17 protein-coding genes are annotated in these 12650 nt (G+C 37.6%); 8 read left to right on the top strand and 9 right to left on the bottom strand.

The genetic code is table 11. The features are described from left to right. Nucleotides 1-42 precede the first annotated feature (42 nt). On the top strand, nt 43-1362 hold the full coding sequence (locus MED134_RS05110; protein ID WP_021778436.1) for a dihydrolipoamide acetyltransferase family protein: 1320 nt from the start codon (nt 43-45) through the stop codon (nt 1360-1362). A gap of 78 nt (nt 1363-1440) precedes the next feature. Here MED134_RS05110 and MED134_RS14685 read toward each other — a convergent pair whose 3' ends face one another. Together MED134_RS14685 and MED134_RS05100 are read right to left on the bottom strand one after the other, a co-directional pair. Further along, a complete protein-coding gene (locus MED134_RS14685; protein WP_021778437.1) occupies nt 1441-2094 on the bottom strand; it encodes a hypothetical protein in 654 nt (217 codons plus the stop codon). Beyond that, a complete protein-coding gene (locus MED134_RS05100) occupies nt 2087-2557 on the bottom strand; it encodes a hypothetical protein (protein ID WP_021778438.1) in 471 nt (156 codons plus the stop codon). The genes MED134_RS14685 and MED134_RS05100 overlap by 8 nt, the downstream gene beginning before the upstream one ends. A gap of 98 nt (nt 2558-2655) precedes the next feature. On the opposite strand from MED134_RS05100, the gene MED134_RS05095 reads away from it, so the two are divergent. The 7 genes from MED134_RS05095 to MED134_RS14870 all read left to right on the top strand — a co-directional run bounded on the left by MED134_RS05095 (nt 2656) and on the right by MED134_RS14870 (nt 6424). Next, nucleotides 2656-3429, top strand: coding sequence for a 3'-5' exonuclease (locus tag MED134_RS05095; RefSeq protein WP_021778439.1), 774 nt, complete (start codon nt 2656-2658; stop codon nt 3427-3429). A gap of 3 nt (nt 3430-3432) precedes the next feature. Then, nucleotides 3433-4047 carry a fumarylacetoacetate hydrolase family protein gene (locus tag MED134_RS05090; RefSeq protein WP_021778440.1) on the top strand — a complete coding sequence of 205 codons (615 nt, stop codon included), beginning with the start codon at nt 3433-3435 and terminating at the stop codon, nt 4045-4047. Nucleotide 4048: 1 nt separating this feature from the next. Next, nucleotides 4049-4384: an Hpt domain-containing protein gene (locus MED134_RS05085; RefSeq protein ID WP_021778441.1), complete on the top strand. Its 336-nt coding sequence runs from the start codon at nt 4049-4051 to the stop codon at nt 4382-4384. Then, nucleotides 4385-5635: a competence/damage-inducible protein A gene (locus tag MED134_RS05080; protein ID WP_021778442.1), complete on the top strand. Its 1251-nt coding sequence runs from the start codon at nt 4385-4387 to the stop codon at nt 5633-5635. A 191-nt stretch (nt 5636-5826) separates the two neighbouring features. Then, on the top strand, nt 5827-6066 hold the full coding sequence (gene rpmB / locus MED134_RS05075; protein ID WP_021778443.1) for a 50S ribosomal protein L28: 240 nt from the start codon (nt 5827-5829) through the stop codon (nt 6064-6066). A 19-nt stretch (nt 6067-6085) separates the two neighbouring features. Next, complete coding sequence (gene rpmG / locus MED134_RS05070) at nt 6086-6268, top strand: 50S ribosomal protein L33 (protein ID WP_013749890.1); 183 nt, start codon at nt 6086-6088, stop codon at nt 6266-6268. Nucleotides 6269-6271: 3 nt separating this feature from the next. Beyond that, on the top strand, nt 6272-6424 hold the full coding sequence (locus MED134_RS14870) for a DUF4295 domain-containing protein (RefSeq protein ID WP_021778444.1): 153 nt from the start codon (nt 6272-6274) through the stop codon (nt 6422-6424). Nucleotides 6425-6601: 177 nt separating this feature from the next. On the opposite strand, the gene MED134_RS05065 is transcribed toward MED134_RS14870, so the two are convergent. From MED134_RS05065 to MED134_RS05035, 7 genes are all read right to left on the bottom strand, one after another. Then, nucleotides 6602-7099 (bottom strand): DUF192 domain-containing protein, encoded by a 498-nt coding sequence (locus MED134_RS05065; RefSeq protein ID WP_021778445.1) that lies wholly within the window; start codon nt 7097-7099, stop codon nt 6602-6604. After that, the gene (gene lgt / locus MED134_RS05060; protein ID WP_021778446.1) at nt 7086-8024 is read right to left on the bottom strand and encodes a prolipoprotein diacylglyceryl transferase; all 939 of its coding nucleotides are present in this window, start codon (nt 8022-8024) and stop codon (nt 7086-7088) included. Before lgt ends, MED134_RS05065 begins: the two co-directional genes overlap by 14 nt. A gap of 96 nt (nt 8025-8120) precedes the next feature. Continuing rightward, a complete protein-coding gene (gene yidD / locus MED134_RS05055) occupies nt 8121-8375 on the bottom strand; it encodes a membrane protein insertion efficiency factor YidD (RefSeq protein ID WP_021778447.1) in 255 nt (84 codons plus the stop codon). Next, on the bottom strand, nt 8375-9859 hold the full coding sequence (gene cysS, locus MED134_RS05050) for a cysteine--tRNA ligase (protein ID WP_021778448.1): 1485 nt from the start codon (nt 9857-9859) through the stop codon (nt 8375-8377). The genes yidD and cysS overlap by 1 nt, the downstream gene beginning before the upstream one ends. Nucleotides 9860-9974: 115 nt before the next feature. Then, nucleotides 9975-10658 (bottom strand): GTP cyclohydrolase I FolE, encoded by a 684-nt coding sequence (folE, locus tag MED134_RS05045; RefSeq protein WP_021778449.1) that lies wholly within the window; start codon nt 10656-10658, stop codon nt 9975-9977. Nucleotides 10659-10778: 120 nt separating this feature from the next. After that, nucleotides 10779-11477 carry a LytR/AlgR family response regulator transcription factor gene (locus tag MED134_RS05040; protein WP_021778450.1) on the bottom strand — a complete coding sequence of 233 codons (699 nt, stop codon included), beginning with the start codon at nt 11475-11477 and terminating at the stop codon, nt 10779-10781. Further along, on the bottom strand, nt 11474-12526 hold the full coding sequence (locus MED134_RS05035) for a sensor histidine kinase (protein WP_021778451.1): 1053 nt from the start codon (nt 12524-12526) through the stop codon (nt 11474-11476). Before MED134_RS05035 ends, MED134_RS05040 begins: the two co-directional genes overlap by 4 nt. Nucleotides 12527-12650 lie beyond the last annotated feature (124 nt).

The following is a 12650-nucleotide window of genomic DNA, read 5'->3' as shown; positions in this document are numbered from 1 at the left end:
TTTTGTAAAAATAACAATTGAAAACAGCTACATTTTACGAATATGGCAAGATTTGAATTAAAGCTACCAAAAATGGGAGAGAGTGTTGCAGAAGCAACGCTTACATCGTGGTTAAAAGAAGTAGGAGATGTCATAGAGGCAGACGAGCCTGTACTTGAGATCGCAACAGATAAGGTAGATAGTGAAGTGCCTAGTGAAGTAGACGGAGTACTAGTCGAAAAACTTTTTGATGTAGATGCTGTGATAGAAGTGGGACAAACCATAGCTATTATAGAAACAGATGGTGAAGGTGGTGATACAGCAACTACAGAGACTACTGTACAAGAGGTTGTAGAAGAAGCTCCTCCAGAGGCAGCTGCCGTTGCTCAAACGGTAACAGCAGCCCAAGATGCGGTAGCAGCACCAGTAAGTTCTGGAGATAGATTTTACTCACCGCTTGTGCGTAATATGGCAAAGCAAGAAGGAATCTCTCAGTCTGAACTTGATGCAATACAAGGATCTGGTAAGGACGGTCGTGTGACTAAGGATGATATGGTGTCATACCTTGCAAACCGCGGTACTCAAAAAGCCGCTCCAGCAACACAAGGTGTTAAGGCGCAGCCAGCACAAAAAAGCGCACCAGCCAAAAAAGCCGCTCCAGTAAGCGTAAATGGTGAAGATGAGGTGATAGAGATGACTCGTATGGGTAAACTTATATCGCACCATATGGTGGCATCTGTGCAGACCAGTGCTCACGTACAATCATTTATTGAGGCGGACGTAACTAATATCTGGAACTGGCGTAAGAAGAATAAAGATGCATTTGCAAAGAAGGAAGGTGAGAACCTTACATTTACTCCTATATTTATGGAGGCAGTGGCAAAAGCAATACGTGATTACCCACTCATAAACATCGCAGTAGATGGTGATCGTATTATAAAACGTAAAAACATAAACCTGGGTATGGCGGCAGCTTTACCAGATGGTAACCTTATTGTACCGGTTATAAAAAATGCAGACCAGCTTAACCTTGTAGGAATGGCAAAATCTGTAAATGATCTTGCTGGTAGAGCTCGTGACGGTAAGTTAAAACCAGACGATACCGCTGGAGGGACATATACTGTGACAAATGTAGGTACCTTTGGGTCTATAATGGGAACACCTATTATAAACCAGCCACAAGTTGCTATACTTGCTCTTGGAGCTATACGCAAAGTACCTGCAGTGATAGAAACTCCAGATGGGGACTTTATAGGTATACGTATGAAGATGTTCTTATCTCACTCTTATGATCACCGCGTGGTAAATGGAGCGCTAGGAGGTCAGTTTGTAAAGAGAGTAGCAGAGTACTTAGAAAACTTTGATGTAAATAGAGAGATATAATCATATTTATTCTCAATGACTATATAAAAAAGCGCAACCTCAGGTTGCGCTTTTTTTTATAAGATCACTTATTGTTTTTTATTCTAAGGAGCTCCAGTCATAACTACTTATAAAAGCATCTATATCTTCTATATCATAGGTCTTTTTGCCTTTGTGCATAATAACGGGTAAACCTACTTTACCACCATTGTGGCCATCACTTTTGAGATGTTGAAACATAAAATCTGCTACTTTTTTATGTTTTGATACAACGAGAGTTCGGTATTTAAGGTGGTTGTCATTTAGGTAATTAATAAGCACTTCACATTTGTCACAGTTATCTTTTGTAAAGACCGTAAACTCACTTGCTATAATAGGGCGTATGTTTACATAAGCTTCGTCGTCTTCGCCTTTGCGCTTACTTATAGATTGTAGCTTGTTGTTGTAGTTAAATATCTTAGTATAGGTAGGGGTGGCACCTCTTAACGGTATTAAAGTAATCATAAGTACCTTTTCATTAGGCGGTATTTTTTTTATAACCGGTCTATCTGCACTACGTCTAAAGCCTTCGCCCTGTACAATGAGAAAAGCTTCTTGTTCTTGATCTGTATTATTTTGGGCATAAAGAAGCCATCGCTTAGGCTGCTTTTCTTCTATGAGCTCTACATCTGGGGTGGAGGTGTTTTGCGCTTTCGCGAAAAATACCATACTCACAGTAAGTAAGACGGTGTATATAAGTTTTAATCTATTCATTGGTTTTGTGAAGTTTTAAGCTTTTGGTTACTGTATACTCAGATTTGAAAAAATGAATGTAGGTAGGTTGAGGTTTTGGTGAGTTATTGCGTGGTGATTTTTTAAAAAATCGGGCCTTTGAACCGTTTAGATTTATGGTGTACTTATCATCTATATCTTGTGGTGAGCTTGTAAATGACACTATTTTACCTTTAAGAGTCCATTGCCCTCTTGCATACCAATGCTCTTCTGGCTGACCTTTTAATTGTCTTGAGTTGTGGTATTCAAAAGTTCCATCTGGCGATAGTATAAGTTGCCATTGCACAGGTAGGCTAGTCACTTCGGGGTTTGTGATGAGCGCTTTTCTGTAGTCATTTGTGTAGGTCCCTATTACATCTTGGGTAGTAAAGGCCGAGGTTTGTGCAAAGGAAACTTTCGCGAAAGCGAAAAAAATAACAACGAGACTTAAGTATTTTATATTCATAACAGAATGAAATCAAATCTTATACCAAGATAACATTTCTGAAATTTTTAATAGTTAGAGGTTTAAACATTGTAATTATAAACAAGTATTTTTGTGAAATGCAATTAAATATAACAAGACCCATTTGTTTTTTTGACCTTGAGACCACAGGTGTTAATGTCGCAAAAGATAGGATTGTAGAGATATCTATCCTTAAAGTTTTTCCAGATGGAAGAGAGGAGGAGTTTACAGAGCGTATAAATCCTACGGTGCCTATTCCAGCAGTAACGACAGCAGTACACGGTATAAGTGATGCAGATGTGGCAGACAAGCCTACCTTTGCAGAGCGAGCAAAGGAGATTTATGATATTATAAAAGACTCAGATCTTGCTGGTTTTAATTCAAACAGATTTGATATACCACTTCTGGTTGAGGAGCTACTGCGATCGGGCATAGACTTTGATATGAAAAATCGCAATGCGATAGATGTGCAAAATATTTTTCATAAAATGGAGCAGCGCACACTGGTTGCAGCATACAAGTTTTATTGTGATAAGGACCTGACTAATGCGCACAGCGCATCTGCAGATACGTGGGCTACCTATGAGGTTTTAAAATCTCAGCTGGATAGATATGATGAGCTGGAGAACGATATGAAATTTTTAGGCGACTTTAGTACGCGTAAAAGAAATGCAGATTTTGCTGGTTTTATAGGTTATGATAAGGATGATGTAGAGATTTTTACATTTGGAAAACATAAGGGTAAGAAGGTAGAAGAAGTGCTAGAGAAAGAGCCGGGATATTTTGGGTGGATTCAAAATGCAGACTTTCCTTTATATACAAAGAAGGTACTTACAGCAATAAAACTACGTAAGCTTAATACTAAAGGATAATTTATGAAACTTATTTGTATAGGTCGCAATTATGCAAAGCATATAGAAGAGCTAGATAATGAAAGGCCAGAGCATCCGGTTGTTTTTTTGAAGCCAGATTCTTCTATATTATTAAGTAAACACCCCTTTGTGATCCCGCCATTTTCTAATGATGTGCATCACGAAGTTGAAGTGCTTGTTAAGATTAAAAAGATAGGAAAGCACATAGATGAGAAGTTTGCTGCTACCTATTATGATGAGATAGGTCTCGGTATAGATTTTACCGCTAGAGATCTACAAGCGCAGCTTAAGGAAAAAGGGTTGCCTTGGGAAAAGGCAAAGGGATTTGATGGTGCTGCGGTTATAGGGACTAAATGGTTGCCAGTATCAGACTTTGAGAGTGTAGATGATATCTCATTTAGACTAGAGTCTAATGGAGAGGTTGTGCAGCGGGGTTCTACAAAGGAGATGCTCTGGAAAATTGATGCTTTAATAAGCTATGTCTCTCAATATTTTACACTTAAGATAGGAGATATTATATTTACAGGTACGCCAGCTGGCGTTGCACGTGTTGAAGAAAACGATAAGTTAAAAGGATTTATAGGAGATACAGAGATGTTCTCAATAAACGTAAAATAATATGTCAAGACATTACAATCTAGAAAAAGTAAGAGAGATCGCCGGTGGTGATGAAGATTTTGTGGCAGTCATTGTTTCAACTTTCTTACAAGAAATACCGCCAGATCTTGAGTCTATGCAAAATGCTATTGAGAATGTAAACCATAAAATGGCATATCAGTTTGCGCATAAGATGAAACCTAATTTAGATATGTTTGGTATAGATCTTTTAGACCAAATTAAGGCAATGGAGAAGTGGAGTGATACAAATAAGCCTACATCTGCCATACAGACTAAGCTAGATGATATTACAAATACCCTTACTACGGTAATTGCAGAGCTACAAGAAGACTTCTAGATGAAAGCAGAAATAATTACAATAGGCGATGAGATACTCATAGGCCAGATTGTAGATACAAATAGTGCATACATATCTTCTGTTCTTAATAAAATAGGGGTTTCTGTATATCAGATAACGTCTATACAAGATGATAAGGCACATCTTTTAGAAGCTTTTGCGGCAGCACAAAGTCGTACAGATCTTGTCATAATCACAGGAGGGCTAGGTCCTACTAAGGATGATATCACAAAGCATACGCTTTGTGAATACTTCAGCGATGAGCTAGTACTTGATCAGAGTGTGCTTGATCACGTGACATACTTGTTTAAGGAGTATGTAAAAAAACCTATGCTTGAAGCAAATAAGACACAAGCGCTAGTGCCTAGTAAGGCACAAATCCTTGTAAATAAATTTGGTACAGCACCTGGTATGTGGATTGAAGATAAAGACATTGTCTTTATCTCAATGCCAGGAGTCCCTTATGAAATGAAGGGACTTATGGAAAACGAAGTGCTACCAAGGCTTCAAGAGCAGTTTAAGTTACCCTACATACTGCATAAAACCTTCCTGACCTATGGAATGGGAGAGAGTGCTATCGCAGAGCGTATAGAAACTTTTGAAAATGAGTTGCCCGCTACTATAAAGCTAGCCTACTTACCTTCACTAGGTAGAGTGCGCTTACGTCTATCTACATCTGGACCAGAACAAGATGTGCTTGAAAAAGAAATGGCTATCCAGACTAAAAAGCTTTTGCCACTTATAGATGATATTTTTATCGGTTTTGAAAGTGATGGAGAGCTAGAAGAAGTTGTTGCAAAACTGCTGGTAGATCATAATAAAACATTAGCCATTGCAGAGAGCTGTACTGGAGGTCAAATGGTAGAGCGTTTTACAAAGCACGGTGGCGCATCTCAATATCTTAAAGGAAGCCTAGTGACCTATGCTACACAGTCTAAAATTGATATACTAGGCGTAGACCCTGCTGTAATAGACAAGCATTCTGTAGTAAGTGCAGAGGTTGCGTCACAAATGGCGGTAAACGCAAAGCGTCTCTATAAATCAGACATAGGTATATCTACCACTGGTAATGCTGGACCTTCTAAGGGTGATAGTGATGCAGAGGTAGGTACAGTATACATAGGTATCGCTACAGATAAAGGAGTTACTGCACATCACTTTATGATGGGTAATCACCGCAAGAGAGTAATAGGTAAGAGTGTTAATAAAGCACTTGAGCTATTAAGAGATGTGATACGTAAGGAGGGGTAAAATGTTTTTTGGTACGCTTTCGCGAAAGCGTAATAAAACTCCTTCTATTATATAAATTATAGGGCTCTATTGTAGAAAATAAGAGCCATAAAATAAATTAACAGGAAAAAACTAGAAATAAGTTTTGTAGTGACCTATAAAATTACGTATTTTTGCACCCTGTTTTGAAATAACTATTTAAAGTTTTAGGAATGTCTAGAGTTTGTGAGCTTACAGGTAAAAAAGCAATGGTAGGAAACAATGTTTCCCACGCGATGAATAAGACGAAGCGTAAATTTAACGTGAATCTTATGAAAAAACGTTTTTACCTTCCAGCAGAGGATAAGTGGATCACTTTGAAAGTGTCTGCATCTGCATTAAAAAATATCAATAAGAAAGGAATCGACGCGGTTGTTAAAGAGGCTCGCGCAAACGGATTCTTAACTAAATAATCCCATAAAGTAAACCGAGATGGCAAAGAAAGGGAATAGAGTACAAGTAATCTTAGAGTGCACAGAGCACAAAGCGACTGGTCAACCAGGAACGTCAAGATACATCACGACAAAAAATAAAAAGAACACACCTGACCGTATGGAGTTGAAGAAATTCAACAACGTACTTAAGAAGATGACTGTTCATAAAGAAATCAAATAAGTTATGGCAAAGAAATCAGTTGCATCGTTACAGACAGGATCAAAGCGTTTAACTAAAGCGATCAAAATGGTAAAATCTCCAAAAACTGGAGCTTACACTTTTGTTGAGTCAGTAATGTCTCCAGATCAAGTAAGCGATTTCTTAGCTAAGAAATAAGCTTTACTTTAAGATAGTTCAAAACCCGTTTCATTTATTGAGACGGGTTTTTTGTGCTTTATCAACATAAACGAGCACAAAAAATAAATCCTCCTATCAAAAGCTTGATAGGAGGATTTATTATGTGGTTTTTTTTAAGGTAGCCCTTTATTCTAACTAGTGGGTATTAAAATCGTATTAGTTAGTAAATTTCCATTCTACATAGTCGCCTACTTCTATAACCCATTCTTCAGATAGACCTCCATTTATTTTTAATACGAGTTGTGCTGGTACTTGAGAAGGTAAAAATGTACTATCATCTAGAGGAGTTGTATTCTCTGCAAAGCTCACGATTCTATTATCTCCATTTATAAATATAATATCTAGTGGGTAGCGTATGTCTTTCATAAAGTACCCACGTAAATCTTCTTCTGGGTACAAGAATAACATACCTTGGTGGGCTTTTAAGAGGTCTCTATTTTTGAGATCTGTTTCTTGCTCAAAGGCAGTATCTGCTACTTCTACATCTATTGTTCTTATAAGTTTGCCAGAAGCTTTATATAGTGATAATTCTCCCTCTTTATTAAATGCGGGAGTCTCCATAGTTATTACTTTATCAGAGCCACTAGTATTATTACAACTACTTAACGTTAGTAAGGCAGCGAGTGATAGCGTAAAAGGTTTAATTAGTTTCATTAATAGGTTTTTTAGTAAATGCGGTAATAACAAAGTAGAGTCCAATAAGGATAAAGGGAATACTCAATACTTGCCCTGTGTTAAGGTTAAATATCCAGTCCTCTCTACCTTCTACTTGTTCTCTCTTAAAGTTTTCGACCACAAGGCGCACTGTCATAAGAAGAAGTAAAAATAATCCAAACAAGAATCCAGGTTTTTTACGCGCTTCGGTTTTCCAGTATAGAAGGTATAATATGATAAATACAAATACATAGCCAAATGCTTCCATAAGTTGCCCCGGGTATCGGTAAGGAATACTACTTATTATTTCGGCAAATTGTGGATCTTCTGTGAGGGCTTGATATGCCTTTTTTGGGTTTTGTATGTTTGTAAGGCTTACAGCACGTCGCTCAGAAATCTCATCTTGCACAAACTGTATACCTAGTGGGCCATCTGTAATCTTACCCACCATTTCTGAGTTTAAAAAGTTACCTATGCGCACAAAAATGGCTCCAGATGCGCAGGTAATAACTACGCGGTCTAAAATCCATAGCACAGATTTATGTAAGATTTTTTTATTGTATAAATAAAGGCCAAATATAGTCGCGATGGCAGCACCGTGACTGGCAAGGCCTCTGAAACCTGTAAACTCAAACTCTGGTACAAACCTAAACGGAAGTATTACAGATAGTGGGTCTTCCCATAAAAGCTCTGTTTGATAAAAAAATACGTGACCTAACCTAGCTCCCAGTAGTATAGAAACGACTGCATAGATAAAAAGACTATCTAACTTTTCTATAGCAACCTCTTCACGTTGAAACATCTTTTTCATCAAGTAAAAACCTAATGAAAATGCCACTACAAACATCAAACTGTAAAAATGGATGGTGATAAAACCTAAATCTAATCCAGATATTGGGTTCCAAGTAAATTTGAGTGCAAACATATTTTCTATTTTGATCTTTCTAGCACCGTACTTATGACGCTATGTTTATAATTATGGACAGCAAGTTAAAACCTTAATGGCAGATAGTAAAAAGCTTTAGTCATTATTTAAGGGTTCTTTTTCTGGCACGGGATCATAACCTTGGCCACCCCAAGGATGGCAAGATAAAATACGTTTTAATGCTAGCTTTCCTCCTGTTAAAAGTCCGTGCCTTTGTAAAGCCGTCTTGGTGTAATGAGAACAAGTGGGTGAGTAGCGACAGGTGCTAGGTGTCCACGAGGAGATAAATTTTTGGTAAAACCAGATGATTCCTAAAAAGGGAGCAATTGCTATTTTCTTTGCAGAAGCCATTAGTTTACAGTAAAGGTAGTTCCCTCACGACCATCTTTCAGTTGAATTCCTAGCTCTATAAGTTCATCTCGTATTTTGTCGCTTAGTGCAAAATCTTTGTTTTCACGTGCTTCTTTACGAAGTTTTATAAGTAACTCTACGGTACCACTTAATTTTGAATCGTCCGCTTTCGCGAAAGCGTTATTGTCTTCAAGTCCAAGTACGTCAAAAACGAAAGCATTAATCGTCTCAAGTAATAACTTAAGATCACTTGCAGTGATGGTTGCTTTTCCGTCTTTAATAAGGTGTATTTGCTTTACTGCATCAAAAAGATGTGCAATGAGTATCGGAGTGTTAAAATCGTCATTCATCGCGGCGTAGCAAGACGCCTTCCAGTCGTTTACATTAAAGCTACTTTCTTTAGATGTGTCTAGGTTTTTTGCAATCTTAAGCGCTTCCATTAGTCTGTTAAAACCTTTTTCACTCGCTAGTAATGCGTCATTTGAGAAGTCCATAATGCTTCGGTAGCTACTCTGTAAGATAAAAAACCTCGCAACGCTAGGAGCAAATCCTTTTGTTAAGTGTGGACTGTCTCCTGTAAAAATCTCACCTGGGTTGATACTGTTACCAGTACTCTTTGCCATTTTCTGGCCGTTAAGGGTGAGCATATTTGCGTGTAGCCAGTACTTTACAGGCTCTGTACCTATTGCAGCTTCATTTTGAGCAATCTCACACTCGTGGTGAGGGAACTTAAGATCCATACCACCACCGTGTATATCAAACTGTTCTCCTAGATATTTTGTACTCATTGCAGTACACTCTAGGTGCCAGCCTGGGAAGCCATCACCCCACGGGCTAGGCCAGCGCATTATGTGCTCAGGTTCGGCTTTTTTCCAAAGTGCAAAATCTTGAGGATTGTTCTTCTCATCTTGAGCACTAAGGGCACGAGTGTTTGTAATCATATCTTCTAGCTTGCGGCCAGAAAGTTTACCATACTCGTGGTCTTCATTAAATTTTATTACATCAAAGTATACAGAGCCATTTTTCTCATAAGCATACCCGTTGTCTATAATCTTTTTGATTATTTCTATTTGCTCTATGATGTGACCTGTAGCTGTAGGTTCTATACTAGGAGGTAAGAAATTAAATTTATTGAGAATGTCGTGAAAGTCTAGCGTGTACTTCTGTACAACTTCCATAGGCTCAATTTGCTCTAGTCTTGCTTTTTTTGCAATCTTATCTTCTCCTTGATCTGCATCATCTGTGAGGTGACCAGCATCTGTAATATTACGCACATAGCGCACTTTATAACCTAAGTGTTTGAGATACCTAAATATCATATCAAAACTCATAAAGGTGCGCACATTACCTAAGTGTACATTACTATATACCGTAGGGCCACACACATACATACCTACATAACCCTCAAGTAGGGGTGTGAAGATTTCTTTCTTTCCAGAAAGCGAATTGTAAACTGTGAGTTCTTGATCTTGGTATAAAGGCATTTTATGTGCTATTTATGTGTGTAACGAAGGTAAATATCTTAATTGTAAAACTCAAAAAGCGGTCACTAAAAAGAAACCGCTTTTTTATAGGTATGTATAAGCAAGCTGTAGCTTCTTAAAAATCTGTGTCTAGCTTGATGTAGTCTAAAAATTCTCTACGTGTAGCTTCTTCTTTAAACTTCCCGCCAAACTCGCTAGTTACCGTGCTACTTTCTATATCACGTATACCACGGCTGTTTACACAAAGGTGTTTTGCATCTATAACGCAGGCTACATCTTCTGTGCCCATAGCACGTTGTAATTCTTGCACAATTTGCATAGTGAGTCGCTCTTGAACTTGAGGACGCTTTGCATAGTAGTCTACAATGCGGTTCATTTTACTAAGCCCTACTACGGTTCCGTTTGAGATGTATGCTACGTGTGCACGACCTACTATAGGTAGTAAGTGATGCTCACAGGTAGAGTATACTGTAATGTTTTTTTCAACTAGCATCTCTCCGTATTTGTAATTATTATCAAATACTGAAACATTAGGCTTATTATCAGGATGTAAACCAGAAAATATCTCGTTTACAAACATCTTTGCCACACGTTTTGGTGTTCCTTTAAGGCTGTCGTCTGTCATATCTAGCCCTAGGGTTTCCATAATGTGAGCGACGTCCTTCTGGATGCTTGCAAGTTTATCTGCATTGCTCATTTTAAAAGCATCTGCACGCAATGGGGTAACCGCACTGGTCCCTATGTGATCATCACCTATTGCTTCAATCTGTTCTAATTGTCTTTCTAATTCTGTTTTCATAGTATGCGGTACTCCTTTTAATGGGGTCTTTTACGCTTTCGCGAAAGCGTAATCAACACATTATTTTTACCTCAGTCGTTAAGACTTTTAAAGGCTTGCAAAGGTACGCAATAAACTGCGTTATTTTATAGAACTTAATGACTGAAGCGTTGTATCTCGATAGCTTCTACTTATAGGGATAACGGTTTTATCTATAGTTATGTGCTCATTTGTGTAGCTATCTATTTTTTGCACGGCAACTACGTATGAGCGATGGGTTCTGAAGAATTGTTTTGTGGGCAATTTTTCTATAGCAGATGATAGTGTCTCGCGGGTAACAAGAATCTCATCGTGCGTGTGAATTTTTAGGTAGTCACCTAGACTTTCTATATAAAGAATACTGTCAAAGTCTACCTTCACCATTTTACGGTCAGATCTAAAAAATGTAAAGGTATCTGTAATGGTTTTTTGTGCTGGCTTTTCTACTTCGTTATAAAATTTCTGAAGGGCCTTCATTAATCTTTCTAGTGAGATAGGTTTAAGGAGATAGTCTACTGCTTGAAGATCAAAACCATCTATGGCATACTCACGGTAAGCGGTTGTGAAAATAATCTTAGTATTACCTTGTATTGCCCTGGCAAACATAAGACCTGTGACTTCTGGCATATTTATGTCTAAAAATACAAGGTCTACATCGTGAGCACTTAGAGCGCTAAAACCCTGTGCGGCATTTTTACAAGAGGCTACCACGCTTATTTGTTCAATTTTTGAAAGGTGACTTTCTAAAATCTCACGTGCCATAGGCTCGTCGTCTATTATGATTGCATTGTACGTTCTCATTGATCTAAGGTAATGTTTACATCTAGGTAAAACCAGTTGCCTTTTAACTCACTTGTGAGTGTGTATCTCTGTGGGTAAAGCACATCAAGTCTTTTTTTACTGTTTTTAAGGCCAAGACCGTGATTAAGCGTGTTGTTTTGAGCAGCTTTTACTGTATTTTTTATTGTAAAATGTAATCGCTTATCTATCACCTCAAGATATATGTTTATAATAAGGAACTCATCTATAGGTCCTCCGTGTTTAAAAGCATTTTCTACAAACGCGATAAATAACATAGGCGGAACTTGAATATCTCTCTGTATGTTTTTTGTAAAGGTGACACTTAGAGACTCCCTAAAACGCACTTGCTCAAGACCTATATAAGAATCTATATATCCAGTCTCTTCAGATATGGCAACGGTCTTTTTCTTTATTTGATTAAGCGAGTAGTCTAGTAGATTAGATAATTTGAGAATGAGATCAGGAGTGTGCTTAGATTCTTTTAGGGCTGCTCCATAAATCGTATTAAGTGTGTTAAATAAAAAATGTGGGTGTATTTGCTCTTTAAGGTAATGGAGTTCCTTTTCTTTAAGTAGTAATTGCCCTTCTAGTATTTTATTTTCTAATACACTATTGCGATGTATTGCCTTGTAGTTGTATTTGAGCAGTTGTGCAAGTGAGACTAATCCAGCCACGAGGTACACAAGTATAAAAACAAAAACAAAGTTACGCGTGAGCAAGGGCATTTGCTTCATATCATAATTAGATAAGAAGATAAAGTTTATGAAGGTGATGATAATTATTAAAAAAAGTGAGCCTACTACTGTGTATAATAGGTATGCAGTAAAAACAATATATCTCTTTTTGAGAAGGAAACGTGGTATTAGATAGTATGCAATAATGTAGGTTACTACGATAGTAATAGGTAAGAGGCTAGTTGCAAAGTGTATGACAAACTGATCATTATCTGCCGCATAGCTAAAGAAATAAATGTAAAATAACCATACTAATACCCATAGTATAATATGTATAGGTAAGTAAATGGTTTTTTTAAGCAATGATGCAAGCATCTCACAAAGATGACAAAAAAATGGTAGCCCTTATTTATTTTGAGATGAATAACGCTTTTATAAATCTATATGACAGATTGTGTTGTGTTTTTGCATTTTATACAGTTAGTCCGGTGGAAACACC

The sequence above is a fragment of the Dokdonia sp. MED134 genome, from assembly GCF_000152925.2.
Classification (GTDB): domain Bacteria; phylum Bacteroidota; class Bacteroidia; order Flavobacteriales; family Flavobacteriaceae; genus Dokdonia.
Note: the sequence above shows the minus strand (reverse complement) of the source record. Positions and strands in the feature narration are given on the sequence as shown.

What these genes read in the sequence shown, in the direction of transcription:
- MED134_RS05090 (WP_021778440.1), top strand. Translation starts at nt 3,433, where the DNA reads ATGAAACTTATTTGTATAGGTCGCAATTATGCAAAGCATATAGAAGAG.
- MED134_RS05095 (WP_021778439.1), top strand. Translation starts at nt 2,656, where the DNA reads ATGCAATTAAATATAACAAGACCCATTTGTTTTTTTGACCTTGAGACC.
- MED134_RS05110 (WP_021778436.1), top strand. Translation starts at nt 43, where the DNA reads ATGGCAAGATTTGAATTAAAGCTACCAAAAATGGGAGAGAGTGTTGCA.
- MED134_RS05040 (WP_021778450.1), bottom strand. Translation starts at nt 11,477, where the DNA reads ATGAGAACGTACAATGCAATCATAATAGACGACGAGCCTATGGCACGT.
- cysS (WP_021778448.1), bottom strand. Translation starts at nt 9,859, where the DNA reads ATGCCTTTATACCAAGATCAAGAACTCACAGTTTACAATTCGCTTTCT.
- MED134_RS05035 (WP_021778451.1), bottom strand. Translation starts at nt 12,526, where the DNA reads ATGCTTGCATCATTGCTTAAAAAAACCATTTACTTACCTATACATATT.
- MED134_RS14870 (WP_021778444.1), top strand. Translation starts at nt 6,272, where the DNA reads ATGGCAAAGAAATCAGTTGCATCGTTACAGACAGGATCAAAGCGTTTA.
- rpmB (WP_021778443.1), top strand. Translation starts at nt 5,827, where the DNA reads ATGTCTAGAGTTTGTGAGCTTACAGGTAAAAAAGCAATGGTAGGAAAC.
- MED134_RS05080 (WP_021778442.1), top strand. Translation starts at nt 4,385, where the DNA reads ATGAAAGCAGAAATAATTACAATAGGCGATGAGATACTCATAGGCCAG.
- MED134_RS05100 (WP_021778438.1), bottom strand. Translation starts at nt 2,557, where the DNA reads ATGAATATAAAATACTTAAGTCTCGTTGTTATTTTTTTCGCTTTCGCG.
- MED134_RS14685 (WP_021778437.1), bottom strand. Translation starts at nt 2,094, where the DNA reads ATGAATAGATTAAAACTTATATACACCGTCTTACTTACTGTGAGTATG.
- MED134_RS05065 (WP_021778445.1), bottom strand. Translation starts at nt 7,099, where the DNA reads ATGAAACTAATTAAACCTTTTACGCTATCACTCGCTGCCTTACTAACG.
- rpmG (WP_013749890.1), top strand. Translation starts at nt 6,086, where the DNA reads ATGGCAAAGAAAGGGAATAGAGTACAAGTAATCTTAGAGTGCACAGAG.
- yidD (WP_021778447.1), bottom strand. Translation starts at nt 8,375, where the DNA reads ATGGCTTCTGCAAAGAAAATAGCAATTGCTCCCTTTTTAGGAATCATC.
- lgt (WP_021778446.1), bottom strand. Translation starts at nt 8,024, where the DNA reads ATGTTTGCACTCAAATTTACTTGGAACCCAATATCTGGATTAGATTTA.
- folE (WP_021778449.1), bottom strand. Translation starts at nt 10,658, where the DNA reads ATGAAAACAGAATTAGAAAGACAATTAGAACAGATTGAAGCAATAGGT.
- MED134_RS05085 (WP_021778441.1), top strand. Translation starts at nt 4,049, where the DNA reads ATGTCAAGACATTACAATCTAGAAAAAGTAAGAGAGATCGCCGGTGGT.